Annotated in this window: 23 protein-coding genes and 2 pseudogenes; 14 read left to right on the forward strand and 11 right to left on the reverse strand. The window is 72.8% G+C overall.

The genetic code is table 11. The features are described 5' to 3' along the window. The first annotated feature begins 65 nt into the window (after positions 1-65). Together PV410_RS09065 and PV410_RS09070 are read left to right on the forward strand one after the other, a co-directional pair. Positions 66-1,484 (forward strand): APC family permease, encoded by a 1,419-nt coding sequence (locus PV410_RS09065; protein ID WP_500323493.1) that lies wholly within the window; start codon positions 66-68, stop codon positions 1,482-1,484. Next, positions 1,481-2,500, forward strand: a complete 1,020-nt coding sequence (locus PV410_RS09070; RefSeq protein ID WP_500323494.1) for an acetamidase/formamidase family protein — start codon at positions 1,481-1,483, stop codon at positions 2,498-2,500. Before PV410_RS09065 ends, PV410_RS09070 begins: the two co-directional genes overlap by 4 nt. 118 nt (positions 2,501-2,618) lie before the next feature. Here PV410_RS09070 and PV410_RS09075 read toward each other — a convergent pair whose 3' ends face one another. The 3 genes from PV410_RS09075 to PV410_RS09085 all read right to left on the reverse strand — a co-directional run bounded on the left by PV410_RS09075 (position 2,619) and on the right by PV410_RS09085 (position 4,612). Further along, positions 2,619-3,092 (reverse strand): carboxymuconolactone decarboxylase family protein, encoded by a 474-nt coding sequence (locus PV410_RS09075; RefSeq protein WP_499516057.1) that lies wholly within the window; start codon positions 3,090-3,092, stop codon positions 2,619-2,621. Between the two features lie 159 nt (positions 3,093-3,251). Further along, on the reverse strand, positions 3,252-3,842 hold the full coding sequence (locus PV410_RS09080; protein ID WP_500323495.1) for a flavodoxin family protein: 591 nt from the start codon (positions 3,840-3,842) through the stop codon (positions 3,252-3,254). A 161-nt stretch (positions 3,843-4,003) separates the two neighbouring features. Beyond that, a complete protein-coding gene (locus PV410_RS09085) occupies positions 4,004-4,612 on the reverse strand; it encodes a hypothetical protein (protein WP_500323496.1) in 609 nt (202 codons plus the stop codon). A gap of 164 nt (positions 4,613-4,776) precedes the next feature. On the opposite strand from PV410_RS09085, the gene PV410_RS09090 reads away from it, so the two are divergent. Next, a complete protein-coding gene (locus tag PV410_RS09090) occupies positions 4,777-5,385 on the forward strand; it encodes a flavin reductase family protein (protein ID WP_500323498.1) in 609 nt (202 codons plus the stop codon). A 323-nt stretch (positions 5,386-5,708) separates the two neighbouring features. Here the strand turns inward: PV410_RS09090 and PV410_RS09095 are convergent, their stop codons facing one another. Continuing rightward, positions 5,709-6,929, reverse strand: a complete 1,221-nt coding sequence (locus PV410_RS09095) for a threonine synthase (protein WP_500323500.1) — start codon at positions 6,927-6,929, stop codon at positions 5,709-5,711. A gap of 37 nt (positions 6,930-6,966) precedes the next feature. Here PV410_RS09095 and PV410_RS09100 point away from each other — a divergent pair. The 3 genes and pseudogenes from PV410_RS09100 to PV410_RS09110 all read left to right on the forward strand — a co-directional run bounded on the left by PV410_RS09100 (position 6,967) and on the right by PV410_RS09110 (position 11,238). Then, positions 6,967-7,880, forward strand: a pseudogene (locus tag PV410_RS09100) (alpha/beta fold hydrolase). A 77-nt stretch (positions 7,881-7,957) separates the two neighbouring features. Continuing rightward, entirely contained in the window at positions 7,958-9,172 is a 1,215-nt protein-coding gene (locus tag PV410_RS09105; RefSeq protein WP_500323502.1) for a PP2C family protein-serine/threonine phosphatase, read from the forward strand. Between the two features lie 170 nt (positions 9,173-9,342). Further along, positions 9,343-11,238: a LamG-like jellyroll fold domain-containing protein gene (locus tag PV410_RS09110; RefSeq protein ID WP_500323503.1), complete on the forward strand. Its 1,896-nt coding sequence runs from the start codon at positions 9,343-9,345 to the stop codon at positions 11,236-11,238. A gap of 95 nt (positions 11,239-11,333) precedes the next feature. On the opposite strand, the gene PV410_RS09115 is transcribed toward PV410_RS09110, so the two are convergent. Continuing rightward, positions 11,334-11,534 (reverse strand): hypothetical protein, encoded by a 201-nt coding sequence (locus PV410_RS09115; protein WP_500323504.1) that lies wholly within the window; start codon positions 11,532-11,534, stop codon positions 11,334-11,336. Between the two features lie 276 nt (positions 11,535-11,810). Beyond that, a complete protein-coding gene (locus PV410_RS09120; RefSeq protein WP_500323505.1) occupies positions 11,811-12,701 on the reverse strand; it encodes a LysR family transcriptional regulator in 891 nt (296 codons plus the stop codon). A 184-nt stretch (positions 12,702-12,885) separates the two neighbouring features. Here PV410_RS09120 and PV410_RS09125 point away from each other — a divergent pair, with 184 nt between their 5' ends. The 3 genes from PV410_RS09125 to PV410_RS09135 all read left to right on the forward strand — a co-directional run bounded on the left by PV410_RS09125 (position 12,886) and on the right by PV410_RS09135 (position 16,988). After that, a complete protein-coding gene (locus PV410_RS09125) occupies positions 12,886-13,716 on the forward strand; it encodes an EamA family transporter (RefSeq protein ID WP_500323708.1) in 831 nt (276 codons plus the stop codon). A gap of 393 nt (positions 13,717-14,109) precedes the next feature. Further along, the gene (locus PV410_RS09130) at positions 14,110-14,943 is read left to right on the forward strand and encodes a S1 RNA-binding domain-containing protein (RefSeq protein WP_500323506.1); all 834 of its coding nucleotides are present in this window, start codon (positions 14,110-14,112) and stop codon (positions 14,941-14,943) included. Between the two features lie 191 nt (positions 14,944-15,134). Next, complete coding sequence (locus PV410_RS09135) at positions 15,135-16,988, forward strand: FHA domain-containing protein (protein ID WP_500323507.1); 1,854 nt, start codon at positions 15,135-15,137, stop codon at positions 16,986-16,988. Between the two features lie 9 nt (positions 16,989-16,997). On the opposite strand, the gene PV410_RS09140 is transcribed toward PV410_RS09135, so the two are convergent. Continuing rightward, positions 16,998-17,345, reverse strand: a complete 348-nt coding sequence (locus tag PV410_RS09140) for an ArsR/SmtB family transcription factor (RefSeq protein WP_500323508.1) — start codon at positions 17,343-17,345, stop codon at positions 16,998-17,000. A gap of 84 nt (positions 17,346-17,429) precedes the next feature. On the opposite strand from PV410_RS09140, the gene PV410_RS09145 reads away from it, so the two are divergent. Next, positions 17,430-18,755: an MFS transporter gene (locus PV410_RS09145; protein ID WP_500323509.1), complete on the forward strand. Its 1,326-nt coding sequence runs from the start codon at positions 17,430-17,432 to the stop codon at positions 18,753-18,755. A gap of 18 nt (positions 18,756-18,773) precedes the next feature. After that, the gene (locus tag PV410_RS09150; RefSeq protein ID WP_500323510.1) at positions 18,774-19,604 is read left to right on the forward strand and encodes a hypothetical protein; all 831 of its coding nucleotides are present in this window, start codon (positions 18,774-18,776) and stop codon (positions 19,602-19,604) included. Positions 19,605-20,072: 468 nt separating this feature from the next. Here PV410_RS09150 and PV410_RS09155 read toward each other — a convergent pair whose 3' ends face one another. Together PV410_RS09155 and PV410_RS09160 are read right to left on the reverse strand one after the other, a co-directional pair. Then, positions 20,073-21,251 carry a GDSL-type esterase/lipase family protein gene (locus PV410_RS09155; RefSeq protein ID WP_500323511.1) on the reverse strand — a complete coding sequence of 393 codons (1,179 nt, stop codon included), beginning with the start codon at positions 21,249-21,251 and terminating at the stop codon, positions 20,073-20,075. 74 nt (positions 21,252-21,325) lie between these two features. Next, positions 21,326-21,895: a TetR/AcrR family transcriptional regulator gene (locus PV410_RS09160; protein WP_500323513.1), complete on the reverse strand. Its 570-nt coding sequence runs from the start codon at positions 21,893-21,895 to the stop codon at positions 21,326-21,328. A gap of 481 nt (positions 21,896-22,376) precedes the next feature. On the opposite strand from PV410_RS09160, the gene PV410_RS09165 reads away from it, so the two are divergent. Continuing rightward, positions 22,377-23,117 (forward strand): hypothetical protein, encoded by a 741-nt coding sequence (locus PV410_RS09165; RefSeq protein ID WP_500323514.1) that lies wholly within the window; start codon positions 22,377-22,379, stop codon positions 23,115-23,117. Positions 23,118-23,512: 395 nt separating this feature from the next. Next, positions 23,513-24,094, forward strand: coding sequence for a TetR/AcrR family transcriptional regulator (locus tag PV410_RS09170; protein ID WP_500323516.1), 582 nt, complete (start codon positions 23,513-23,515; stop codon positions 24,092-24,094). A gap of 19 nt (positions 24,095-24,113) precedes the next feature. Here PV410_RS09170 and PV410_RS09175 read toward each other — a convergent pair whose 3' ends face one another. Beyond that, complete coding sequence (locus PV410_RS09175) at positions 24,114-24,875, reverse strand: SDR family NAD(P)-dependent oxidoreductase (RefSeq protein ID WP_500323517.1); 762 nt, start codon at positions 24,873-24,875, stop codon at positions 24,114-24,116. A 118-nt stretch (positions 24,876-24,993) separates the two neighbouring features. On the opposite strand from PV410_RS09175, the gene PV410_RS09180 reads away from it, so the two are divergent. Next, the gene (locus PV410_RS09180; protein WP_500323518.1) at positions 24,994-25,416 is read left to right on the forward strand and encodes a transposase; all 423 of its coding nucleotides are present in this window, start codon (positions 24,994-24,996) and stop codon (positions 25,414-25,416) included. A gap of 10 nt (positions 25,417-25,426) precedes the next feature. On the opposite strand, the pseudogene PV410_RS09185 reads toward PV410_RS09180, so the two are convergent. After that, positions 25,427-25,621, reverse strand: a pseudogene (locus tag PV410_RS09185) (ATP-binding protein); the annotation flags it as partial. Positions 25,622-25,683 lie beyond the last annotated feature (62 nt).

A 25,683-nucleotide genomic window follows, 5' to 3' on the forward strand; every position in this document is an offset into this window, starting at 1 on the left:
TGCGTCGGCCGCGGACCCTAAGATCACCCCGCCAGTCAGGGGACCGCGGCCGCCGGGGAGGCGACGTGAGCGACAGCGCACCTCAAGGGCAAGATCTCGAGAAGTACGGCTACACCCAGCAGTTGGCGCGGTCACTCGGCTTCCGGGACCTGGTGGTCTACGGCCTGGTCTTCATGGTGCCGATCGCGCCCTTCGGCATCTTCGGCGGTGTCTTCCAGGGCTCGGGCGGCATGGTCGCCCTCGCCTACGCCATCGGCATGCTGGCGATGATGTTCACCGCGCACTCCTACGCGCAGATGTCCCGGGCCTTCCCGATGGCCGGGTCGGTCTACTCCTACGCGGGGCGGGGCATCGGCAGGCCGTTCGGCTTTCTCTCCGGCTGGATGATCCTGCTGGACTACATCCTGGTCCCGGCGCTGCTCTACCTGATCGCCGCGGTGGCGATGAACTCGCAGGTCGAGTCGGTGCCCGTGTGGATCTGGCTGATCGGGTTCGTCGTCCTCAACACCGTCGTGAACTGGCTCGGCATCGAGATGACCGCCAGGATCAACAAGATCATGCTCGTGGCCGAACTGGTCGTCCTCGCGATCTTCCTGGCCTTCGGGACCGCCGCGCTCGCCCAGGGCAAGGGCAGCTTCAGCCTGCACGCCTTCTACGACTCCGGCACCTTCTCCTGGTCCCTGATCTTCGGGGCGGTGTCGATCGCCGTGCTCAGCTTCCTCGGCTTCGACGGCATCTCCACCCTCGCCGAGGAGAACCGCGAATCCGCCCGGGCGATCGGCAGGGCCATGATGGCCGCGCTGCTGCTCGCCGGTGCGCTGTTCATCGTCCAGACCTGGATCGCGGCGATGCTGGTGCCCGAGGCGCCGACGCTGATCAAGGAGGGGGACCCGGACGGCACCGCCTTCTACGACGCGGCCCAGGTCGCCGGAGGCCGCTGGCTGAGCACCCTGAGCGCACTGGCCACCGCGATCGCCTGGGGCTTCGCCAACTCCCTGGTCGCGCAGGCGGCGACCTCCCGGCTGCTGTTCGCGATGGCCCGCGACCGTCAACTACCCCGTTTCCTGGCGGAGATCGACCCCCGTCGCCGTGTCCCGGTCAACGCGACGCTGCTGGTCGCCGTGGTCTCGCTGGGGCTGGGCCTGTACATGAACTCCCGCGACGACGGCATCACCCTGCTCAGCTCGCTGGTCAACTTCGGGGCGATGACCGCGTTCCTGGTGCTGCACGTCTCGGTCGTCGTCCACTACGTCGTCCGGCAGGGCAGCCGCGACTGGTGGCGCCACCTGATCGCGCCGCTGATCGGCTTCGGGATCCTCACCTTCGTCGTCGTCAACGCGAAGGTCACCGCCCAGCGGCTCGGCTTCCTGTGGCTGGCGATCGGTGCGGCCCTGCTGGTGGGGCTGCTGATCGCGGGCCGGCGCCCGGAACTGCCCGCCGAGCCTTCCGAGACCACCCTGGCCGAGGAGGCCGAACCGTCATGAGCGACCTCGAAGTGGTACGCCTCCACCCGACGCCCGAGCAGTACGCCTACGCCTTCGGCGGCCGCGAGCCCCTGCTGCGCGTGCGGCCGGGGACGATCGTGGAGCTCTTCACGGAGGACTGCTTCGGCGGCCTGGTCCGGGGTCCCGAGGACCTCCCGAGCAAGGTGTGCGAGTTCCCGTACCTCAACCCGGTCACCGGCCCGATCCACGTCGATGGGGCCGAGCCGGGCGACACCCTGGCCGTCCACTTCGTCGACATCGCGCCGGCCCGGGACTGGGCGGTGTCCACCACCTTCCCGCACTTCGGCGCGCTGACCACGACGCACGCCACGGCGATGCTGCACGACCCGCTGGAGGAGGTCGTCTGGCGGTACGGGATCGACCGCGAGCGCAACAGCTGCCGGTTCCAGGCCCGCTTCTCCGACCACACGGTCGAGCTGCCCCTCGACCCGATGCACGGCACCGTGGGGGTCGCCCCCGCCGCCGGCGAGGTCGTCATGAGCATCACCCCGGGCGCGCACGGCGGGAACATGGACACCCCGGAGATGCGCGCCGGCACCACCCTCTACCTGGGCGTCAACGTGCCCGGGGCGCAGCTGGCGATCGGCGACGGGCACTGCCGGCAGGGCGAGGGCGAGGTGTGCGGCACCGCGGTCGAGGCAGCGATGCACACCGTGGTCGTGATCGACCTGCTCAAGGGCGGCGCGCCCGCCTGGCCGCGCCTGGAGGACGACCGCTTCCTGATGTCGGCCGGGTCGGTCCGGCCGCTCGAGGACGCCTACCGGATCAGCCAGCACGACCTGGTCGGCTGGACGTCCTCCCTGACCGGTCTGCACCAGCTGGACGCGTACCAGCTGGTCAGCCAGGCCGGACTGGCGCCCATCGGGAACGTGGTCGACACCAACTACACCGTGGTCGCCAAGCTGCCGAAGACCGTGCTGGACGGCTCGCCCGCGTACGACGGCCTGCACCGGTCGCTGCGCGAGAGGGGGCTGGAGTACCTTCGTACGCGCTGAACCGCCGCCGGCGCCGTCGGGGACGGCCGGGAAACGCCGTCCGTCCCCGCCCCGCGGTCGGGAGCGGGAGGGGGACGGACGGCCTGGCCTGTGCGGCGCCGGCGGCGGGAACCGCGGATCAGCCGAACATGCCGAGCTGGTAGCCGCCCGCAGGCTGCTGGTTGATCACGTTGATCCTGTTGTAGGCGTTGATCACGGCGATGAGCGAGATCAGGGCGACCAGCTGGTCCTCGTCGAAGTGCTTGGCGGCGTTCCCCCAGACCGCGTCCGAGACGCCACCGGCGGCGTCGGCGACACGGGTGGCCTCCTCCGCGAGCTCCAGGGCGGCACGCTCGGCGTCGGTGAAGACCGTGGCCTCGCGCCAGGCGGCGATCAGGTTCAGGCGCACCGAGGTCTCACCGGCGGCGGCGGCCTCCTTGGTGTGCATGTCGGTGCAGAAGCCGCAGCCGTTGATCTGGCTGGCGCGGATCTTCACCAGCTCCTGGGTGAGGACCGGCAGCGTGGACTCCGCCAGCACCTTGCTCGCCGAGTTCAGGTGCCTCATGACCTTGCCGGCGAGCGGGTGGCCGAAGTAGTTCACGCGGGCTTCCATGGTGATCTCCTCTGCTGTGGGGTGCGATACGCAGTGATGACCGGGCTGCCCCGCGGAATGTGACAGCGCGGTGAGCGTGGCGCGGGTCTGCGTCCCGCGCGGGGCACGACGGCCGGCACACCCGGGGGCGCACCGGCCGCGTGGTGGGGCGGGACCGGCTCAGGCGCCGACGACCGAGCGTCCCGCGGCGTAGATGCGGGCCTGCTCGGCGACCCGGCGGCCGAGGTGCGCGGCGGTCGCGATGTCGGCCTTGTGGACCTCGTCCGCGCCGACGTCGGTGTGCGTCTGGGCACCCGCGCCGAGGTAGATGCCGAGGCGGTTGAGGTCGTCCTCGGAGGCGGTGGAGCTGTTCCAGCCCGGGTGCAGGCCGAGGTTGACCCAGGTCATGCCGTGCTGGGCCGCGAGGATGGAGAAGTACTGCAGCGTGTGGAGCTTGTCGCCGCTCTTGGCACCGGAGTTGCTGAAGCCGGCGGCCAGCTTGTCCTTCCAGGAGTGGACGAACCAGCGCTTGGAGGTCGTCTCGGCGAACTGGTGGAAGGCACCCGAGGCCGTGCCCATGTAGGTCGGCGAACCGAAGACGATCGCGTCGGCGGCGTCGAGCAGCTCCCACTGCTCCTCGGTGATCTCGTCGACCTTGACCAGGTGGACGACGGCGCCGGCTTCCGCGGCGCCGTCACGCACGGCCTCGGCGAGGACGGTCGTGTGGCCGTAGCCGGAGTGGTACGCGATCGCGACGACGGGTGTGGTCATGGACGTTCTCCTCTTGCGGGGGTGTCTCCGGCTCCCCTGGGGGAGCCCTCACCCACCACGACCGGACAGTGCCCGCCGCTATGACACCGACCGGCCGTTTGTGACCAGGAGCACCTTGCCGGCCGATGCCGACCTCGGTCCGGCACCGGGCGCCCGCGGGATCAGCGGCCCGCGGCGCCGGGCTCGAACGGGCCGGTCTCGGGGGCCGCGACGAACTCGACGTCGGTGTACGCGCCGGCCGCCGTGCCCTTCAGGCCGAGCGCGCCGCCCATGACCCGCAGGTCGATGGAGAACCGTGTGGTCGCACCGGACCGCTTCAGGCCGTGGATGCGCTCGTCGATGTACCCGAGACCGTTCAGGACCCGCCTCACCTTGTCGGGGGTCGGGTCCGCCACACCCATCAGCGCCTGCGTGATTCGCTCGACGTGGAGGTGCCCCGCGCACCACTCCACGGCGTTCGGCTCCACCTCCGGGCCCGCGGTCGGCAGCGCGGGCGCGCCGTCACCGGTCGGCAGTGCCTCCGCCGGACCGGTCCGCGGCTTCTCGCCCGGGGCGACGGGCTCGTCCTCCCCGGACGGGACCTCCAGGGCGCAGGGCCGCGCGACCGTGTTCACCCTCTCGATGAACGCCCGCTCCGGATCCTCCGCAGCCGACGGCGCCCCGGCGGGCCGCACCTTGACGGCGTCGGCGGCGTTCGTGTGCTCGGTGCCGCAGGCGGCAAGCGTCAGGGCGGTCAGAACCGCCATCGCGAGTGCGGGAGTTCGTGTCATGCGGACAGCCTCGGACCGGGCGGCGCGGGGCGCTTGAGTACGCGTACTCAGCCGCGTGCGCGCACATGCCCAAGTCACCGCTGCGGCCACGGCACCCCCGGGAGCCGACACGCCGGGGCCGCCGCGGGGGCGGGACGGCGGGCGCGGCCGTGGATACTGCGGCCATGCGCGTCGACTTCGATCCCGAGGCCATGGGCGGCTTCGCCTTCTACCGCTTCCTGACCTCCGTGGTCGTGCCCCGGCCGATCGCGTGGATCTCCACCGTCACCCCGGACGGCCGGTACGAGAACCTCGCGCCGCACTCCTTCTTCAGCATCGCGAGCACGGATCCGCCGATCGTGCAGTTCACCTCGATCGGCCGCAAGGACTCGCTGCGCAATGTCGAGGACACCGGGGAGTTCGTGGTGAACTTCGCCTCCGAGGTCCTGATGCCGCTGGTCAACGTCACGGCCACCGACTTCCCGCGGCACGTCAGCGAGTTCGACCACGCGGGCATCGAGCGCGAACCGAGCCTGAGGGTGCGTCCGCCCAGGGTGGCGGCCTCGCCGGTCGCCCTGGAGTGCCGCTCGCACACCACCGTGCGGATGGGCAATTCGACGCTGGTCTTCGGGCGGGTGGTGCACGCCGTCGCGGACCAGGAGGTCCTGGCGGACGGCCGCCCGAGCGCCCCGCTGCTGCGGCCGCTCACCAAACTCGGCGCCGACGAATGGGGCACGCTCGGCGAGATCCGGCACCTGAACCGCATCCCGTACGAGGAGCCCCGACCCCTGTGATCGTCGCCGGCCGTCGGGGCCGGGGGAGGGGTGTGGCTCGTGGACGGGCACGGGTCGGTGCGCGAGGTCGTCTGGGGGGCGAGAGCTGCCCCTGCGGTTCGCGCTCGTCCACGAGGAGGGGGACGCGGAGCGGACGGTATGGGCGCGGTGCGTCGACGCCGAAGGACTGTTCGCGGACCGGGCCGCGTTCCGGGAGAGGCTGACCCTCCTCGGCTGCGCACCCACCGGCCGGCTCCTGCGTGCGCCGGACCGTCCCCCCGCACGACAGAGACCGTCCGCGCGCCGGACGCCGCAGGGCGGGGGCGCCCGGCGGCGGCGCGGGCCTACGGGATGCGGTCGGTGAGCTCCAGGACCGGCGGGTCGACCCGGAAGGTCTCCGGGTACTTGGCCGCCGCCCCGGTGTTCAGCACCACCACCTCCTCGTCGCCGGACAGCCAGCCCTGCTCGCGAAGGACCCGCACCGCCGACAGCGTCGCCGCGCCCTCCGGGCACAGCAGGGCACCGTCGGCGGCGGCGCACCTGTCGCGGTCGGCGAGCAGCTCCTCGTCGTCGACCGCGACGGCCCGGCCGTCGGTCTCGTACAGCGCGTCCAGGACGAGGAAGTCGCCCAGCGCCTTGGGCACGGTGATGCCGAACGCGACCGTGCGCGCGTCCTGCCACGGCTCACTGGTGCGCTCGCCCTTCTCGAAGGCGCGCACGATGGGGGCGCAGCCGGAGGCCTGCACGCTCACCAGCCGCGGCATCGGCCCCTGCAGCCACCCCAGGGCCCGCAGTTCGACCAGGGCCTTGTGGATGCCGATGAGGCCGACGCCGCCGCCGGTGGGGTAGACGATGACGTCCGGCGCGCGCCAGCCGAGCTGCTCGGCGATCTCCAGGCCCATGGTCTTCTTGCCCTCGATGCGGTACGGCTCCTTCAGGGTCGCCGCGTCCATCCAGACACCGGGCTCGGCGGCGATCTTCTCCGCCACCAGCCGGCCCGCGTCGCCGATCAGGCCGTTCACCAGGTACAGGTCGGCCCCGGCGGCAGCGCATTCGGCCCGGGTGATCGACGGCGCGTCCGCCGGCATCGCGACGAGCGCGTCCAGGCCCGCCCGTGCGGCATAGGTCGCCCACGCGGCCCCCGCGTTGCCGTTGGTGGGCATGGCGATCCCGCGTGCGCCCAGTTCGAGGGCCCTGGCCACGCCGACGGCCGCGCCCCGCGCCTTGAAGCTGCCGGTGGGTATCAGCCCCTCGTCCTTCATCACCAGTCCCGGCACGCCGATCGCCGCGCCGTACCGCGGCAGCGGCACCAGGGGCGTCATGCCCTCGCCGAGGGTGACGACGTGTGCCGGATCGCGTACGGGCAGCAGTTCGTGGTAGCGCCACAGGTTCTGCGGGCGGCCCGCGAGGTCCGCGGGCGTGAGGGAGTCCCGGACCCGGTCCAGGTCGTAGCGGGCGAGGAGCGGAGATCCGCACGCGCACAGGTTCTGCACCCGGTCGGCGTCGTGGCGGCGGCCGCACCGCGCGCACTCCAGATGCGTCAGCACACTGAATGGCAAGGTCATGGTTCCCTTCATACCTCCTCGGGTGCCCGTCGCCAGCATGGGAAGGCGCCGCCCACGCGGCGCACGAGGTGCCGTGGACGACGCGACGACCGGCCCCCCGCCCGCGGAACGCCGTGCGGGCGAGGTGGTCACCAACGACGGAGTGCGCCTGCGCTACACGGAGGCGGGCGCCGGGGAGCCGCTCGTCCTCGTCCCGGGTTTCGCGCAGAGCGCCGCCGAGTTCGGCCCGCAGATCGACGGGCTGAGCGGCCGCCGCCGCGTGATCGCGCCGGACCACCGCGGGCACGGCCGTCCGCCAGACCCGCCCACGGCTACCGGATCGCCCGGCTGGCGACGGACCTGCACTACCTCCTGGAGGCCCTGGCCCTGCGGGACGTCACCCTGCTCGCCCACTCCATCGGCTGCCCGGTCGCGTGGTCCTACTGGGACCTCTTCGGCGGCGAGCGGATCGCCCGCCTCGTCATCGTCGACCAGCCGCCCGTGATCTCCTCGGCGCTCGCCGGCGCCGGGGACGAGGCGCCGCCGTCGGCGGTGTTCACCCCGGAGATGTCCCAGGGCATCGTCGCCGGGTTGCGCGGCACGCCCGACAGCGCCGCCGCCACATCACGCGCCATCGTCGGCATGCTGCACGGCCCGTCCCTCCCGGACGCGGACGTGGAGTGGCTCGTGGAGCAGAACCGGCTCCTCCCGCCGCGGCACGCCGCCGCGCTGCACCTGGACCACTACGGGGGCGACTGGAGGGACGTCCTGCCGCGGATCGACGTCCCCACCCTCATCATCGGCGGCGAGCTGAGCATCTTCCCGCCCGGCACGGCCGCATGGGTCGCCTCCCTGATCCCCGGTGCGCGGGCACGCGTCCTCTCCGCGGCCGAGGGCGGCAGCCACCTGATGTTCCGGGAGAACCCGGCCCTGTTCAACCGCGTCGTGGCCGACTTCCTCGACGAGCCGTGACCCGCCGGCCGGAGCGCATACTGGGGGAGCAGGGACCGGGGATGCCCGGCCGGTCGGGAACGGGTGCGGGAAGCGCGGTGAGAGGACCGGGGATCGACTACCAGGCCGTCTTCGAGGCGTCACCCAGCGCGATGCTGGTGCTGGACCTCGCGCTGGTCATCGTGGACGCGAACGCGTCCTACCGGCGGCTGTTCGACCGTAGCCGGGACCAGCTCGTCGGCCGTCACGTCTTCGACGCCTACCCCGACAACCCCGACGACCCGCACGGTGCCGGACGCGGGGACATGGAGGCGTCGTTGCGCCGGGTGGTGGAGACCGGCGCCCCGGACGCCGCCGGCCCCCTGCGCTACGACGTCGAGGATCCGGCCCGGCCGGGGGAGTTCGCCGAGCGTTACTGGAGCCCCATCAACGCCCCCGTCCTGGACGCCGCGGGACGCGTCGTCCTGCTCGTGCACCGGCTCGCCGAGCTCACCGACCTCGTGCGCTCCGGCGGTCCCGCCGTCGACGACCGCCGGCTGCAGATGGAGGCCGACCTGTACGCCCGCTCCCGCGAGTTGCGGCAGGTCAACGAGCGGCTGCGCCAGTCCCACGCACGCGAACGCGAGGTCGCCCTCGCCCTGCAGGAGGCGATGCTGCCCGCCCCGCAAGCACTGGCCCACCACCGGGCAGCGGTCCGCTACCGGCCCGCGGTCCACGCCCTGGGCGTCTGCGGTGACTGGTACGACGTGACCGAACTGCCCTCCGGCGACGACGCCGTGGCGGTCGGGGACGTCGTCGGTCACGGTCTGGCCGCCGCCGGGGTCATGGGTCAGCTGCGCAGCGCCCTCAGTGCCGCGATCCGCGTCGTGGGCGGCCCAGCGAAGGCGCTCGACGGGCTGGACCTGTACGCCCGCTCCGTCGACGGGGCCCTGTCGACCACCGCGGTGCAGACCGTCGTCGCCCGGTCCGGCCACCGCATCACGTACAGCAGTGCCGGCCACCCGCCGCCGGCCCTGGCCGGCCCCGACGGCACCGTGCGCTTCCTGGACCGGGCGACCGACCCACCGCTGGGTGCCGCCTCCGACCACACCCCCCGCCCCCAGGCCACCACCACCTACGTGGACGGCTCCACCCTCGTCCTGTACACCGATGGGCTGATCGAACGCCGCGGGGAGGACATCGACCTCGGCCTGCGGCGCCTCGCCGACCGGCTCGCCGAACACCGCCGGCAGGGCCCCGAGGACCTGGCGGACACCCTGATCGCCCTGAGCGCCGGCACCGACGACACGGCCGTGGTCGTCGTCCGCCTCTGAGAGGCCGAGCCGCCCACCTGCCGTGAACGGCCGGAGCGGGGCTCGCATCCCAGGACGAGTTGGTGGTCCGGACCAGTTCAGGGCGGATGTTCAAGATCGCTTTGCCGGGTCCTCGCCCGGGCCGCGCACGATCCGTGCTGACAGCAGTTCCCCCCAGCACGGAGACGTACATGAGCAATCCCCGCCACCCCAGCCCGGGACGCCGATCGCTGCTGCAGGCGGCGGTCGCGGTGCCCGCGGTGGGCGCCGCGGCGTCGGTCCTCGGCACCGGCACGGCGCAGGCCGCGCCCCGGCACCAGGTCCCCGGCACGGCCGGCTCCCGGGACCGCGGCTTCGACGAGGAGAGCCCCCGCTTCGCCCTGGCGGTGCTGCCCGACACGCAGTACCTCTTCGACGCCGACAGCGCCGACCCCGAGCCGCTGAAGGCGACCTTCCGCTACCTGGTGGCGGAGCGCGAGGAGGTCAACATCGCGTTCATGACCCACCTCGGCGACGTCACCGAGCACGGCACCGAGCAGGAGATCGAGCTCGCCGCCGACACCTTCCGCACCATCCACGGCAAGGTCCCCTACAGCGTCCTCGCGGGCAACCACGACATCAACGGCGGCACCGACGACCAGCGGGGCGACACCGCGTACCTGCGGGCCTTCGGGCCGGAGCGGTTCACCGCCATGCCGACGTTCGGCGGCTCCTCGCCCGACGGCTACAACAGCTACCACGTGCTGCGCGCGGCCGGCCGCGAGTGGCTGGTGCTCGCCCTGGACTGGCGCGCCTCGGACAAGGGCCTGGCGTGGGCGCAGGGCGTCCTCGACGCCCACCCGACCCTGCCCGCCGTCCTGACCACGCACGACATCGCCTGGGCCGAGGACGACGGCGAGGCGCACCTGTCCGACAACGGGCAGCGCCTGTGGGACCGCATCATCCGCGGCAACGACCAGATCTTCCTCGCGCTGGGCGGCCACTACTGGCCGCCCGGCCGGACCGTGCTCACCAACGACGCCGGGCACGACGTGCACGTCCACATCACCAACTACCAGGACCGCTACTACGGCGGCGCCGGCATGGTCCGGCTCTACGCCTTCGACACGGTGCGCAACGTCGTCGACGTGGAGACCTTCTCCCCCTGGTTCCTCGCCCGCGACCCCGCCAAGCGGACGCCGCTGGAGGCGGAGACCATCGAACTGACCGGCGACGTGGACCGGTTCAGCCTCGCGATCGACTTCGCCGAGCGCTTCCGCGGCTTCGACCAGGTGACCCCGCCGAAGCCCCGTCCAGCGCACCGCGTGATACCCAAGGGCACGGTGGCGTACTGGCGTTTCGACGCCGAGGGGCTGGCCGGCGCGGGCCGCCCCGGTTCCACCGTCGCCGCGGGCACCGTGGCGCGCGACCTGAGCGGCAACGGCAACGACCTGGCGGTGCGGCTCCTGCACGACAGCTCCGCCGAGGTCCTCACCTGGTCGGCGGAGCACCACACCGGCCAGCCGGCCCACGCCAGCCTGCGGTTCGACGGCGGCAAGGGCCCCGACCGGGGCGCGGTCCTCACCACGAAGGCCACGGCGCCGCTCAACAGCATGAAGTTCCGCAGGGGCTTCACCATCGAGACCTTCATCAGGCTGCCCGAGCCCTTCGAGGGCGACCACGCCTGGATGGGCATCCTCAGCTGGGAGGGCCGCAACGGCGACGCCGGGAAGACCACGGGCTGGTCGACCGACGAGCCCACGTGCAGCCTCAACGTCACGCCCGAGCGGTTCCTGCAGTTCGTCCTCTACCCGGACGTCCAGGACGCCGACCCGACCTCGTGGAGCCACGCCCTGCCCGTCGGCCGCTGGACCCACATCGCGGTCGTCAACGACGGCCGTCGCACGGTGATGTACGTCGACGGCTCGAAGATCGCCCGCAACCCGTCCCAGCCGGCCACCGGCATCGAGACGCTGGGCAAGCCCTTCGTCATCGGGGGGACGCAGTTCGCGGAGCAGTTCGGGCAGGGCTTCTACGGCTGGATCGGCGACACCCGCATCGTCGAACGCGCCCTGGCACCGGCGGAGTTCATGACGCCCCGCGCGTGACCACGCCCGCCCCTGCCGCCTGACGCGGTCCTGCCCCGGGTTCAGCCCGGGCGGGACCGCATCGGCGCACCAGGACCGAGGCAGGACGCGGCCCCTCAGTCCTGCGTCCAGCGGCTCCGCAGCCGGGCGAGTTCCGCGGACCACCGGCTCCGGCGGTCGTCCACCGCTTCGGAAGCCTCCGGAGGGGACACGGGCAGCCTGACCGATTCGCAGTACGTCTTCCACGCCTGGTACCAGTTGGGCGCCAGGACGGCGGCGAGCATGATCAGCGGGACGAGCACGGCGGATATCAACACGGCTGCTCCCTTCCGTGCGGCCGTCGCGCCGGCGGTGGCGCGAACAACGGTCGGTGGACGCTGGTCCGCCGACCGGACCGGATGAAACGGGCTCCGTCCGTTATCGTCCTCCCGGACGTGTCGTACGCAAATCGAGTGAACCGCCGCCGCCCGTCCCACTGCTGGTCACGCCGCCACCGCGAGGTCGCGACGAGGGCCGCGGCCCCGACGCCCCGATGCTCCGAACGGATGACGCGGTACGACCCCTGGCCACAGGTTGTGGGGCCCGCGGCCCGGCTAGGTCCGGCGGTCGTCGGCCCGGTACAGCTCCATGGCCAGCGCGACGGCGGCGTGGGTGGCCGGGTGCGGGTCGTGGCGGCGCCAGACGAGGCGCACGGGCACCGGGGCGGCGTCCCGCAGCGGGCGGTAGACGATGCCGTCGCGGCGGTACTGGGCGGAGGTGGACCGCGGGGTGACGCCGACGCGGCGGCCGGTGGCGATCGCGGCGAGCCAGTCGTCGATGTCGTGGGTGTGCTCGACGGCCGGCCGGTCGCCCTCGGGCCACAGGTCGGGGCTGGTCGTGCCCGTCCGCCGGTCGACGACCAGCGTGCGGGCGGCGATCTCGGCGAGCCGGACGCTGCGCCGTCGCGCCCAGGGGTCGTCCGCGGCGAGGGCGACGTAGCGCGGTTCGTGACCGATGAGCGCGTGGGACCAGCGGTCCAGGTCGATGGGGGCGCGGACGACCGCGAGGTCGCAGAGGCCCTCGGCAAGACCGGCGGTGGGGGTGTTGTGGCGGATGAGCTGGAGCTCCACGCCGGGGTGGCGGTCCCGCCAGACGCGCTGGAACTCGGTGGTGCGGCGGCCGAAGGCGGACCAGGCGTGGCCGATGTGCAGGCGGGTGTGACCGGTCGCGGCCTCCCTGACGAGTTCGTCGGCACCGCCCAGCAGGACCCGGGCCCGGGCCAGGACCTGCACGCCCGCGGTGGTCGGGGCGACCGTACGGCTGGTGCGGTGCAGCAGTCGCACCCCGAGGACGCGCTCCAGCGCCAGCAGGTTGCGGGAGACCGCCGCCTGGGAGATCCCCAGGTCGATGGCGGCGTCGGTGAAGCTGCCCGCGTCGAGGATGGCGACCAGGCAGCGCAGGTGCCGCAGCTCGAGTCCGGCGGCTCCTCCACGATGCTCGTCCATGCGTCCAGCGTATCGATGGTGCGTCGTATGCATTTCGCGCATGGCCACCCGCGGCGGGACAGTGGTCCGCATGACGATGGAGACCTCCGGCGACCTCGCGCCGGCCGCCCAGGCCCAGGCCCAGGCCGGGGCCGGGGCCGGGGCTGGGGCCGGGGCCGCGGGACGCCTCGGCGGGGTGGCGCTGATGCTGGGCAGCGGCCTGTCCAACCAGGTCGGCGCGTCCGTCGCCGCCCTGGCGTTCCCCGTGATCGGGCCGCTGGGCGTGGTGGCGGTCCGCCAGTGGGTGGCCGCGGCGGCGCTGTGCGGGGCGGGCCGGCCCCGGATGGGCGCCTTCACCGCCGCGCAGTGGCGCCCGGTCCTGGCCCTGGCGGTGGTGTTCGCGGCGATGAACCTCTCCCTGTACACCGCCGTCGACCGCATCGGCCTGGGGCTCGCCGTCACCCTGGAGTTCCTCGGGCCGCTGGCCGTAGCCCTGATCGGCTCACGCCGCCGCACCCATGTGCTGTGCGCGCTGGCCGTCGCGGCCGCGGTGGTCGTCCTGACCCGCCCCCAGCCCTCCACCGACTACCCGGGCATCGGCCTCGCACTGCTCGCCGCGGCCTGCTGGGCCTGTTACATCGCGCTCAACCGCGTCGTCGGCGGACGGCTGCCCGGACTGCAGGGCCCGGCCGCCGCCGCTGCCGTCTCCGGCGCCGCCTACGTCCCCGCCGGCGCGCTGGCCCTGTGGTGGCATCCGCCCACGCTCACCGCCCTGGCCTGCGCCGTGACCGCCGGGATTCTCTCCTCCGCCGTACCGTTCCTGTCCGACCTGCTGGCGCTCCGCCGGGTCCCGGCGCACTTCTTCGGCGTCTTCATGAGCGTGAACCCGGTCTTCGCCGCGCTCGTCGGCCTGGTCGTCCTCGACCAGCACCTCGACCCGGCCGCCTGGCTCGCCACGTTCGTGATCGTCGCCGCGAACGCGGTCGCGGTCGGCACGGACGCGCGGTCGCCACGGAGCACTGGCGGCGCCAACTGACCGCCGCCGGGTTCGCACCCGACGACGCGGCGGTCGCCGTCCGGGCCGAGTTCGGCGGGCTGACGATCAGGAGCTCCCCGGTTCGTCGCCCCGGTTCCTCCCTGCACGTGGACCCCGTCGACGCCTGCGTCGACACCCGCCGAGGAGGCGTCCACGCCGTGGCGGCATCGCGGGGAGGACCACACCCCGCTGGGGGATGTGGTCGTCCCGGTTCCGCTGCTGCCTCGCGGCCGGCGGCCACGTCATCGCCGCGGGGCCCGAACGTCCTGTGGCACCTGGGCGCGACCTTCTCCGAGGCCTGGCCTACCTCGTGGACGGCGACGGCGGAGGCGGCCGCGGCGAACGTGCGGACTGGCTCGCCAACTGCCCCACCCCGGGGTGAGACTGTCCCGCGTGAGCGAATCTTCCGACGACCGGGCCTGCAGGAAGTTCCTGGCCGGGATCCGCGTGGGCGACGTCTGCGGCGGGACGGCGGCGGAGGTCACCGGCCATGGTGTGTCGGTGACGCTGGACGGTTTCCCGGGGCGTCCGCTGGGGACGGTGGGGTCGCTGGACGCGTCCTGGATCCGGCGTCCCAACCTCGAGCCCGGGCAACGGATCACCGCCCGGGTGCTGTCCGTCGACGTGGACAGGGCAAGGGTCTTCCTGTCGACGGCAGCCACCGCGCACTCCGAACTGTGGGCGTTCCTGGCGTCGTTGCACCCGGGCGAGCGCATGACCGGCACGATCGCGTCGATCGAGCGGTTCGGGGTGTTCGTGGCGCTGGACGAGGGCCCGGGCCACCCGGTCTTCCCCGGCGTGGGGTTCATCACCTTTCCCGAACTCTCCTGGCGCCACTTCGAGGACCCTTCGGAGGTCGTCCGGGTCGGAGAGCGCGTCACGTGTGAGTTCCTCCAGTTCGACACGACGAACGGGGAGGCCCGGCTCTCCCTGCGGGCCACCCTGCCGGACCCCTTCGGGGAGTTCGCGGACCGCACGGAGGTGGGCCGGACGCTGCGCGGACGGGTCACCAAGCTGGTCCCGTTCGGTGCCTTCGTCGAGGTCGCCGACGGGGTCGTGGGGCTGGTGCACCTCCGGGAGCTCGCGGACACGGCCGTGGAGGCGCCGGAGGAGGTCGTCAGGACGGGCGACGGGATCACCGTCGTCGTCATCGAGGTCGACCGCCCGGGCCGCAGGCTCCACCTGTCCCGGCGGCGGGTTCCCGGGGCCCGTCAATCCGACGGATGACGGAGGCGGCCGACCCCGGCGGTCGTAGGTGACGGCCGCGCGGGGGGTGGTTCCGCGCCGTCTTGCGCCGGGGGTGTTTCCCACGGTGGGCGGGTTGGGCAGCCAGCAACTGTGCGTGCGTTCCCCGGGGTTCGTTGACACGTGGAGATGAGGGACCAATGCCTCCTGAGATAGTCGGGCGTCGAGGCTCGTTGGCAGGGGAGAGGTTCGGGATCGGCGACAAGCCCCTGACGTTCGGGCGCAAGGCCGGGAACACGGTGGTGATCGCCAGCGTCAGCGTCTCCCGTCTGCACGCGGAGGTGCGCCGGGAGGGCCACGGGTTCGTGCTCTACGACCGGGCGAGCAGCAACGGGACGCGGGTCAACGGGGAGCGCGTGACGTCGCACGTGCTGCAGCCGGGCGACGAGATCTCCATCGGCGACGAGACCTTCGGCTTCGAGGCCGCCGACGCGATGGAGACCATCCTGGACCTCTCCCTGCTGGAGGCGCTGATGCCGCCGGCGGAACCGGAGGAACCCGGGCCGGTGCTGAAGGTGACGGTGGCGGGCGGCGGCCCGGTGGGGCTGGCGTTCGCCCTGCTGCTGGAGAACCTGATGGGCCGGCGGGTCTGCGTCACCGTCTACGACGCCCGCTGGGCGCAGGACGGGGACCGCGTCGTCTGGAAGGACGAGGGGCAGGGCAACGTCCGCCGGCAGCAGGTCGTGACGGTGCAGAGCCGGCAGTACCTGAACCTGCCCGAGGAAGTGCAGGCCCGGCTGTTCACGGAGGGCACGTACACCGAGATGTGGCCCGCGGGGCCCGACTCGATCCGCGGTTTCAACCCGCGCAACATACGCATCGCCTACGTCGAGGACACGCTGCTGGACCTCGCCAACGCCAAGCGCGACCGCATCCGCCTGGTGCCCGCCCGGTTCGACGCGGCCGAGCGGCAGGAGTCGAGCCAGGACCACGTCCTGGCGATCTGCGAGGGCGGCCGGTCCCGCACGCGCGAGCACTTCGCCGCCAGGTTCGGGACCGCCGACACGTCCATCTACTCGCTGGACGGCGAGCACCTCCAGGACGTGGTGCTGGGCCTGCGCGTGAAGTCGGGGCTCTCCGACCCCATGACGGTCCTGCTGACCGTCGCGCAGAATCGGTTCCTCCTCAACTCCCTGCGCGGCGAGGGCTTCCTGAACATGCGCCTGACCGACGCCGAGGCGCAGGAGGTCGTCGGGATCGACCCCGTGCGGCAGGTCTTCGAGCAGTGCATCGCCTCCCGCCCCTGCGTGATGAGCCGCGACGGGCACGGGGACTTCCACTGCTCCACCCACAGCACGTTCTTCCTGCCCGCCCTCATCAAGGGTTCGGCGCTCTGGCAGCGCGTCAAGGAGGGCCTGACGCTCTTCGACGTCGACGAGCAGGACCTGACCGCGATCACCGCCTTCCGCCTGGACATGGTGCAGCGGCCGCGTTTCACGGCCCGCCTCCACCCGGCGACCGCGGCCACCCCGGGGACGTACGGGTTCCTGCTCGGGGACGCCGCCAACGCCATCCACTTCTGGCCCGGGCGCGGCCTGAACAGCGGCCTGGCCTCGGCGGTCTCGCTCGCCCGTACGCTCAGCGGCACCTGGCGCGGCAGGCCGTTGCGCGACGCGGACTTCGTACGGCACGAGGCGGCGATGTCGATGCTCCAGTACCGGCACAAGAGCCGCGCCTGGAACGCGATGATCACCACGGACGAGAACGGGGTGGGCCAGGCGATCAAGGACAAGATCGCGCGGAGCATCGAGGAGTCCGCCGCCGGGAAGCCGGACCGCGAGGCCGACCTGGACGCCCTCATGGAGCAGTTCCGCGTGATCCGGGAACGGCTCGCCCCGCGCATCGCCGGGATGCCGGACGACGCCACCCTGAGGGAGCACCTGGAGACCCTGGGGAGCGAGACGCTGCGCACCCTGCGGGACAGCGGTCCGTGGGACACCGTCACCGTCGGCGGCGAGGAGGTCGACATCGACATCTTCTACCGGGACGCACGGCCCGCGTCGCGTACGGCCCCGGTGGCCGGCTGAGCCGCCCGGTCAGGACCCGACCGGCCCGGGCGGTGCGGCGCCCGGCTCGTCGAGGACGGCGGTGATCAACCCGGGGAAGCGGCGCTCCAGGTCCTCGCGGCGCAGGCTGACCAGGCGCTGCCGGCCGTGCGGGTCGTTGCGGACGACGCCGGCCTCGCGGAGCGTCTTGAGGTGGTGGGAGAGCGTGGACTTGGGGATCTCCCCGTTGACGGGCTGGCAGGCCGACCCCTCCAGGGGACGGTCCGCCAGCCGGCGCACCAGCTCCAGCCGTGAGGGGTCGCTCAGGGCGAAGAGCACGTCGGTCAGCACCAGGTCCGCGGCGTCGGGGTGCGGCAGCTCCCGGGGGGCTCCAGTCATGGTTCGATAATAGTTGAACAATCGGCGCGTGTGTGCTTACCCTCGAATGGTTCGATATTTTTGGAACCGTTCGGGAGTACCGATATGCACACCCAGCGCACCGCGAGGCGGATGCCGCGTCCGGCCGGCTTCTGGCTGCTGGCCGCCACCCTGCTCGCCTTCCTGGCCGCCTCCAGTGCGCCCTCCCCGCTCTACGTGGTCTACCAGCACCAATGGGGCTTCTCGCCGATCGTGCTCACCACGGTCTTCGCGGTCTACGTACTGGCGCTGCTGGTGGCGCTGCTCACCGTCGGAGGGCTGTCCGACCACGTCGGCCGGCGGCCGGTGCTCCTGGCGGCGCTGGTTGTCGAGGCCGCGGCCATGGTCGTGTTCCTCACCGCGGACGGCGTCGGACCGCTGTTCCTGGCCCGCATCCTGCAGGGCGTGGCGACGGGCGCGGCAGCCGGCGCCATCAGCGCGGGGCTGATCGACCTGCAGCCCTCGCCCACCTCGCCCCTCGGCTCCCTGCTGAACACCGTGGCGCCGGCCACCGGGCTGGCCGCCGGGGCGCTGGGTGCGGGTCTGCTGGTGCAGTACGCCCCGGCCCCCACGCGGCTGGTCTTCGTCGTGCTGACCGCCGTGTTCGTGGTGCTGGCGGCGCTGGTGCTGTTCCTGCCCGACCCCGTCTCGCCGCGCCCGGGGGCCTGGGCCTCGCTGCGGCCCCGGGCGGCCGTGCCGGTCCAGGCCCGCCGGACCTTCCTGGCGGCGACGCCCTGCCTCGTCGCCACCTGGGCGATGGGCGGTCTCTACCTCGCGCTCGGCCCCTCCCTGACCGCCGGGGTGCTGCACATCGGCAGCCACCTGGTCGGCGGCCTGGTGGTGACCACCCTCTTCGGCGTGGCGGCCGTCGCCTCGCTGGTGGTGCGCGACGTGACGCCGCGGCGGATGATGACCGGCGGCTCGGCGGTTCTCGCCGTGGGCACCGGACTCACGCTGCTCGCCCTCGCCGGGCCCTCGACGGCGCTGTTCTTCCTCGGGACCGGCCTCGCCGGGTTCGGCTTCGGCGCCGCCTTCCTGGGTGCCTTCCGCTCCCTGGCGGCACTGGCCCGGCCCACCGAGCGGGCGGAACTGTTCGCCTCGGTCTACGTCGTGAGCTACCTGGCCCTGAGCGTTCCCGCCGTACTGGCCGGGCTCGCCGTGCCGTCCTTCGGTCTGCACGCCACGGCGACGGTGTACGGCGCCGGGGTGGTCGTGCTCGCGCTGCTGGCGGTCGTTTCGGGAGCCGTCGTCCGCAGGCCCCCCGTCGTGGTGCCGGCGGCGGCCCCGCCCGCGCAGGAGCCGGCCGCCGCCACCCGCCGGCTGACCGCGACCGCCGTGACCGCCGCGGTCTCCGGTCCGGCCCGCGGGCCCGGGTCCCCGGCGGACGTCTGACCGCGGAGCGGCCCGCCAGTGCCTGTCGTCGCAGGTCACGGGCGATGGTCGCTGGGCCGCGGCGTACTGGCGCCGGAGACCGCCTTGCCACCCGGCAGCCCCTGGTGGCGGGCCGTCAACGAACGGTTGCTGCGCGACAAGACCGAGGCCCAGCTGCTGTCCGCCGGAGCCGCGGGCACCCCAGGTGCCCGCAGCGTCGAGTTCTGGCTGGACTTCATCCGCACGCCGGAACCCCGACGCTGGTACCGCGCGCACAACGCCAGCATCGTCGCCGGCTACCTGCAGCACGAGGAACTGGCCGCCGCCGAGCTGAAGGTGGAGCGGTTCATGATGAACGTCGCGCTGCTGCGCGTCCTGTTCACGCACGCGATGCTCACGCGGCCCCGGCTCGCGCTCGGCCCGCTGGCCGCGTTCGGCCCGCTCATGGCCGACCCCCGGCACCGGGCCGTCCAGATGTACCTCGACCTGGGCCAGTCCTTCCCGCCCGAATACCCGGTCAGCACACCCGTCGAGGACACCGTCCTCGACGAACACGCCCTCGCCCGCATGCTGGACTCCGGGGTGATCGCCCCGCGGCTGTCCGAGCTCTACGCGTTCTCGGCCGCCTCGCTGGAACAACCCCGGCTGACCACCCTGCTGGACGACGGCGTCCCGGCCTACGCGTGGCCGCACGCGGACCGGCGGATCTGGTACGTCGGCAACACCGGCCCGCACCTGCGGGCCATCGCCCGCCTCACCGGAGTCCGCCTGCGCTGGGAACCGTCGCCACGGGCCCGCGTGCGCCGGGGACCGCGCGGACCGCGCCGGGCCCGCTCTCGAGGTGGACAGGAAGCTCCGTCCTCCCGTTGAAGACGAACGCGGGCAGGGGCCGCAGGTCCTCCAGCGGCACCGCCGGCCGCAGGCCGGGGAAGCGCCCGAACAGGTCGGGGAGGGCGGCCTCCGCCTCCAGCCGTTCCAGTGGTTCGCCGACGCAACGGTGGACGCCGTGGCCGAACGCGACGTGGTCCTTGTCGCGCCGGCGGACGTCGAAGGCGTCCACGTCGTCAGGGTGCCTGCGCGGGTCGCGGCCGCCCGCGGCGGATCAGCACGCCCTCGCCGAGGTCGATGTCCTCCACGGTGTACCGCAGCGGCATGTGTCCTCCGCGCGACACGCCGTACTGCCTGCCGGAACTCCGCGGGGGGCGACCTGAGGTGCGCTGCCATGGTGGATCCGCGCATGAGGTGAAGCAGATCGATGGATCTCATGCCGTGATGCGGCGAGCCGATGAACAGGGCCGCTGACCCGCAGCTGAGTTGCTGCGGGTCAGCGGCTGCGGGTCAGCGACTCGCCGAGGCGAAGGGGCCGGTGCCCGCGAACACCAGCCGGGCGAAGTTCCCGCCGATGCGCCGGTGTCCCGCGGGATCGGGGTGGACCTCGTCGGGCAGCGGCAGTTCGGCGTAGTCGGCCGCACCGTAGAGCGCGCGCCCGTCGAGGTGGTGGAGGTTGGGGTCGTCGGCCGCCCGCTGTGCGACGATCCGGGCCAGCTCCTCGCGGATGACGTTGAGGGTCAGCCGGCCCGCGGCGCGTTCCGCCGGGTCGCCGGTGGCCTTGAAGCGCAGCCTGCCGCCCTCGAAGTCCGGGGCGAGCGGGCCCGGGGTGTCCTCCTGGACGGGGCACAGGATGGGGGAGACGACCAGCAGCGGTGCCGTGGGATGGCCCTCGCGGACGATGTCGAGGAAGCCGTGCACCGCCGGGGTGAAGGCCCGCAGCCGCATCGCGTCGGTGTTGACGATGTTGATGCCGATCTTGAGGCTGAGCAGGTCCGCCGGAGTGTCGCGCATCGCGCGGGCGGTGAACGGGTCGAGCAGCGCGCTGCCGCTGAACCCCAGGTTGACCAGCTCCACTCCGCCTGCGGCGGCTGCCAGTGCGGGCCAGATGCCGGTCGGGTGCGCGGCGTTGGAGCCGTGGCTGATGGAACTGCCGTGGTGCAGCCACACCTTGCGGCCCCGCGGCGCGGGCGGCTCGACGGGGGCGTCGGTGCGCAGGGCGATCAGCTCGGTGATCTCCGAGTGCGGGAGCCAGATCTCGACGTCCTTGTCCCCCGGGGGCAGTTCGCCGAACCGGGCCGTGCCGGGCGGCCCCTCCCGCAGCTCGGCGGCTTGGGTGACCATGTCGACGATCTCGCGGACGTTGCCGCCGGCCACGGTGGCCTGGGCGGCGAGACGCCCGTCGGCCAGCAGGTCGTAGACGCCGTCCGGCGGGGCCGCGAAGCCCCGGTAGACCCGTTTGGTGGGCAGCGTGTCCAGTTCGACCGTGGTGGCCCGGGTGCGGAACACCAGCCGCACGCCGGACGGCTGGGCCTCCGCCACGGCCAGTTGCCCGTCGGGGATCTGCCGGCGCGCCGCGGCGGGCAGGCGGTGCGGGAGCAGCCCGTGGCGGGTGCGCTCCACGTCGAGGGCACCGCGCAGCAGTTCCTCGGTGACGGGGGTGGTGATCAGGTTCCGGTGCGTGTGCATGGTGCGTTGCCTGTCCGATGGCTGTCCGTGGGCTGGGTGCCCGTCCGTTCGGTGGGAGGTGCCGGGGCGCGCCCTCAGGACGTCGACCGCTGCCGCAGCAGGGCGTCCAGGGAGTCCAAGGCCCACGACCACGACTCCTCGGCGGCCACGGGTGTGTGGTCGAAGCCCCCCGCCAGTTCGAGGCTGACGTAGCCGTGGAAGACGCTGCCCAGGAGACGGACGGCGTGCGTCTGGTCCGGTTCCGGGAGGTCGTAGCCGCGCAGGATGGCCCGCGTCATCTGGGCGTGCCGGACGCCGGCGCTGGCGGCGGCCGTCTGCGGGTCGAGCCTCAGCTGCGCCGCCGCGTAGCGGCCGGGGTGCTCCCGGGCGTACGCGCGGTACACGTTCGCGAAGGCGACCAGGGCGTCCTTGCCCGCGCGGCCGGCGAGGGCCTCGGCCGCCCGGTCGGCGAGTTCCTCCAGGGCGAGCAGGGCGATCCGGGTCTTCAGGTCCTGCGAGTTCCTGACGTGCGAGTACAGGCTCGCGACCTTGACGCCGAACCGCTCGGCGAGCGCCGAGACGGTCACCTGGGCGAAGCCGACCTCGTCGGCGAGTTCCGCCCCCGCCCGGGTCAGGCGTTCCGCGGTGAGTCCTACGCGTGGCACGGTGTGGCTCCCTTCCTCCGTAAGCGATTATGCGCATACCTAAACTGATTAGGCAAACGCCTAGCATTGGAACCCAAGGTGCGCACGCTCCGCTACGAACGGCCCACCCAGGATGCGGCCCACGTCACCGCATGTAACGGTCGTCATGTGCATTTCGGGTTCGGCTGGGACCAGGGGACTCGTGGGCGGCTCCGGCCGTCGCATGACCGTCCGCCTCGCCCACGACGTCGAGGTCAACTCCCCCGGGAACGACTCCTGTCGTACGGGAGGCAGTGACCTCGAACGCATCCCCTGCACGATCCACCACCACTCACGAAGTTCTGCTGAAACGCGAAGGGTCACGACTCGGCGGCCGCCGTGTCGTGCCGCGCTGCCGTGCGCCGCGCGGCGCACCGGCACGGGCGGCGCAGCGGGCCCTTCGGCTACCCGGAAGGAATGGGCTGTGAAGGCTCGTCTTGGCTTGAGCCGGGGAAGGACGCTCGTGGCCGTTGCGCTCGCCACGATCGTCACCTCGGCCCTCACGGGATCGGTGTCCGCCGTCGCGGACGGACACTCCGGAGGCACCATAGACTCCGGCCACTGGGGCGTCATCGCCCGCAACACGATCGGTTCCCCCGTCGCCGACCTCAGGGAGGGCCCGTTCGGCTCGTACGGTGTGACGGGATCCCCCTCCAGGCCGCCCTACGGCAACGGCAGCCTCGGAATCGCGGTGGCGAACGAGTCCACCACGCTGAGTCCCCCCAGCGAGAAGGTCGACTTCGGCAACGAGGTCGACTTCTACGGCAGCCGCGTCCGTGACCTGACCGCGCTCGGGTTCCACGTCTTCCAGACCCAGGAGAACGTCGGCTACGGCGGCACACGGAACCTGCCGAACATCAGGATCGAGATCAATCCGAGGCTGACGGCCGGCGACACCTACTCCACCATGGTGTGGGTCCCGCCCGCCGTCGCGCCGGTGAACCAGTGGAGCGGGTTCCTCGACGCCACCACCGTGAGCGGCGAGTGGTTCCTGTCGGGCAACGAACTCGCGCCCCTGTGCACCCAGTCCAGCCCGTGCAACTTCACGACGCTGAAGAACGCGCTCCCGCAGGCCACCGTCTACACCGTCGCCGTCGGCAAGGGCCGCGACAACATCTGGGTCGGCGCGGTCGACGGCCTCCGGATCAACCGGTACGTCTACGACTTCGAGGCCAGCGGCGTCAGGGCCCGGCGCGTCGGCTGAAGGCCGTCACTCCTCCCGCCGGGAGGGACCCGGGGCATCACCTGAGCGAGCCGGCCGGTGATGCCCCGGGCGGTGTCAACCGCCGTTCCGCCGCGCCTGGATGAGCAACAGGGCGACGTCGTCACTGCGGGCGGCGGACTGCTCGGCGTGCTGGACGAGGGCGTCGGCGAGTTCGTCCCCGGCCCCGGCCCCTGCCCCGGCGCGTGCGAGGCGCCCGGCGAGCGGCGATGCCGTCCTCGATGTCGGCGCCCGGTGTCCCGACGAGACCGTCGGTGTACAGGGCGAGCACCGCCCCGGGCGGCAGGGGTGCCCCGGGTGGCCCGTGCGCTCCGGCGGTCGGCGCGGTCCGTGCAGAAACTGGACCGTTCGTTCCTGATAGGCGTATACTCCGGCTCATGGCACGCGTGAGGGAGTTCGACACCGACAGGGCCGTGGAGGCCGCGATGAACGCCTTCCGCAGCAAGGGCTACGAGGGCACGTCGGTGCAGGACCTGGTCGACGCCACCGGCGTGGGGCGCGGTTCGCTGTACGCGGCCTTCGGCAGCAAGGAGGGGCTGTACCTGGCGGCCATGGACCGCTACCGGGAGAGGTACGCCCTGCCCCTGGTCGAGGCCCTGCGGGCCGGGGCGCCCGGCCGGGAGTTGCTGCGCGAGGTCCTGGTCGCGGCGGTCGACGAGATCGCGCGCGACGGCAGCCGGCGGGCCTGTCTGATCGTCGGCGCGGCCATGGAGCGCGTCGCGCACGATCCTCGGGTCGCCACGCACGTGGAGTCGACGACCGCGCTGCTGGAGGATGCGCTGGCCCAGGTCGTCGCGGAGGCGCAGGCGGACGGCCAGGTGTCCGGCAAGCGCGACGCGCGGGACCTCGCCCGGTACCTCGTCGTCACGATGCACGGCCTGCGGGTCATGGGGGCCGTCAATCCCGACCGGGAGGCGCTGACGGCCGTCGTCGACGCCGCCTTGGACGCCCTCGGCTGACCCGAGCCCGCCGGGCCGCTCACTGCGCGGTGAAGCCGCCGTCGATCGCGAGCGCGGCGCCGTTGACGAAGCTGCTCTCGTCGCTGAGCAGGAAGGCGGCGAAGGCGGCCACGTCCGCCTCCGCGCCCGCCCGTCCGGCGGGGATCCGCTCCAGGAACCGGTCCTCGATCCCGGGGTAGGCCTGGACGGCGGCACGCCACAGCGGGGTGTCGATCAGCCCGGTGACCAGCGCGTTGACGCGGACGCCCGCCTTGGCCGAGTCCAGCGCCGCGGAGCGGGTCAGGCCCACCACGCCGTGCTTGGCGGCCACGTAGGCCGGCATGCCCGCGTCGCCGACCACGGCCGCCGTCGAGGCGTTGTTCACGATCGACCCGCCTCCCGAAGCGGCGATCGCCGGGAGTTCGTGCTTGAGGCTGTAGAAGACGCTGGTCAGGTTGGTGGCGATCATGTGGTGCCAGAAGGCCGCGTCGGTGGTGCCGAAGGTGCGCTGGTTGTCGCCGCCGCCGGCGTTGTTGAACGCCCCGTGCAGGCCGCCGAACTCGGTCACCGCGTAGTCGACGAGACGGGCGACGTCGTCCTCGGCGGTGACGTCCGTCGGCAGGAAGGATGCGCGGCCGCCCGCGGCCTCGATCCCGGCCACGGTCGCCTCGCCGCGGGCCTTGTCGCGCGCGCCGATCACGACGGTCGCGCCCTCGGACGCGGCGCGCCGGGCGAAGGCGGCGCCCATCCCCGATGTTCCTCCGGTGACGATGACGACCTTGGATTCCAGACGGTGGGACATGTGCGCTCCATGCGTGTGTCGAGGGGGTTTCCGCGGGCTCGGTCCCGCCTGTCATCGGAGGCTAACACAATCTGGAACGAACGGTTGGTAAAGAAAAAGTATGAGATGATCTTGGTTCGTGGCGCGTGGAGATCTGACGGACGAGCAGTGGGCTGTGCTGGAGCCGTTGCTGCCGAAGGGCAAGAAGGCCGGTCGGCCGCCGATATGGACCCGGCGGCAACTGATCGACGGCATACGGTTCCGGGTCCGCACCGGGGTCCCCTGGCGGGACGTGCCAGGGCAGTACGGATCGTGGGCCCGGGTGTACGACCTGTTCCACCGCTGGCAGCGGGACGGGACGTGGCAGCGGATCTTCACCCAGCTCCAGGAGCGGGCGGAGGCGACGGATCTGATCACGTGGGACCTCGACGCCGACTCCGCCGACCGCCGGGCGCATCAGCGCGCCGCCAGGGCGAGGAGGAGGGGGAGCTCCGGATGGAGCCACCCGGCGGTCTCCTCGCCGAGCCGGACGATCACGGGCTCGGACGCCGGGACGGTGTGACCGCCGGGCCCTACGGCGTGCCGGGAAGCCGAATGGTGACGAGGAGACCGCCGGCGGGGCGGGGGGCCAGGTCGAGGGTCCCGTCGTGGGCGCGGACGATGCTCTGCACGATGGCCAGGCCGAGGCCGACGCCGGCGTGCTCGTCGGTGCGTACGCGTACCGTTCCGCGCTGGAAGGGTTCGGTGAGGGTCGATACCAGGCCGGGGGGAGCGGACGGCCGATGTTCAACCGGCTCGGGCTGGAGGTGCTGCCGCCGGACGGCCGGTA

It is taken from the genome of Streptomyces sp. PA03-5A (genome assembly GCF_033792725.1).
GTDB lineage: Bacteria > Actinomycetota > Actinomycetes > Streptomycetales > Streptomycetaceae > Actinacidiphila.

What these genes read in the sequence shown, in the direction of transcription:
- PV410_RS09070 (WP_500323494.1), top strand. Translation starts at nt 1,481, where the DNA reads ATGAGCGACCTCGAAGTGGTACGCCTCCACCCGACGCCCGAGCAGTAC.
- PV410_RS09110 (WP_500323503.1), top strand. Translation starts at nt 9,343, where the DNA reads ATGAGCAATCCCCGCCACCCCAGCCCGGGACGCCGATCGCTGCTGCAG.
- PV410_RS09095 (WP_500323500.1), bottom strand. Translation starts at nt 6,929, where the DNA reads ATGACCTTGCCATTCAGTGTGCTGACGCATCTGGAGTGCGCGCGGTGC.
- PV410_RS09140 (WP_500323508.1), bottom strand. Translation starts at nt 17,345, where the DNA reads ATGACTGGAGCCCCCCGGGAGCTGCCGCACCCCGACGCCGCGGACCTG.
- PV410_RS09155 (WP_500323511.1), bottom strand. Translation starts at nt 21,251, where the DNA reads ATGCACACGCACCGGAACCTGATCACCACCCCCGTCACCGAGGAACTG.
- PV410_RS09085 (WP_500323496.1), bottom strand. Translation starts at nt 4,612, where the DNA reads ATGACACGAACTCCCGCACTCGCGATGGCGGTTCTGACCGCCCTGACG.
- PV410_RS09120 (WP_500323505.1), bottom strand. Translation starts at nt 12,701, where the DNA reads ATGGACGAGCATCGTGGAGGAGCCGCCGGACTCGAGCTGCGGCACCTG.
- PV410_RS09170 (WP_500323516.1), top strand. Translation starts at nt 23,513, where the DNA reads ATGGCACGCGTGAGGGAGTTCGACACCGACAGGGCCGTGGAGGCCGCG.
- PV410_RS09080 (WP_500323495.1), bottom strand. Translation starts at nt 3,842, where the DNA reads ATGACCACACCCGTCGTCGCGATCGCGTACCACTCCGGCTACGGCCAC.
- PV410_RS09090 (WP_500323498.1), top strand. Translation starts at nt 4,777, where the DNA reads ATGCGCGTCGACTTCGATCCCGAGGCCATGGGCGGCTTCGCCTTCTAC.
- PV410_RS09125 (WP_500323708.1), top strand. Translation starts at nt 12,886, where the DNA reads ATGCTGGGCAGCGGCCTGTCCAACCAGGTCGGCGCGTCCGTCGCCGCC.
- PV410_RS09175 (WP_500323517.1), bottom strand. Translation starts at nt 24,875, where the DNA reads ATGTCCCACCGTCTGGAATCCAAGGTCGTCATCGTCACCGGAGGAACA.
- PV410_RS09145 (WP_500323509.1), top strand. Translation starts at nt 17,430, where the DNA reads ATGCACACCCAGCGCACCGCGAGGCGGATGCCGCGTCCGGCCGGCTTC.
- PV410_RS09075 (WP_499516057.1), bottom strand. Translation starts at nt 3,092, where the DNA reads ATGGAAGCCCGCGTGAACTACTTCGGCCACCCGCTCGCCGGCAAGGTC.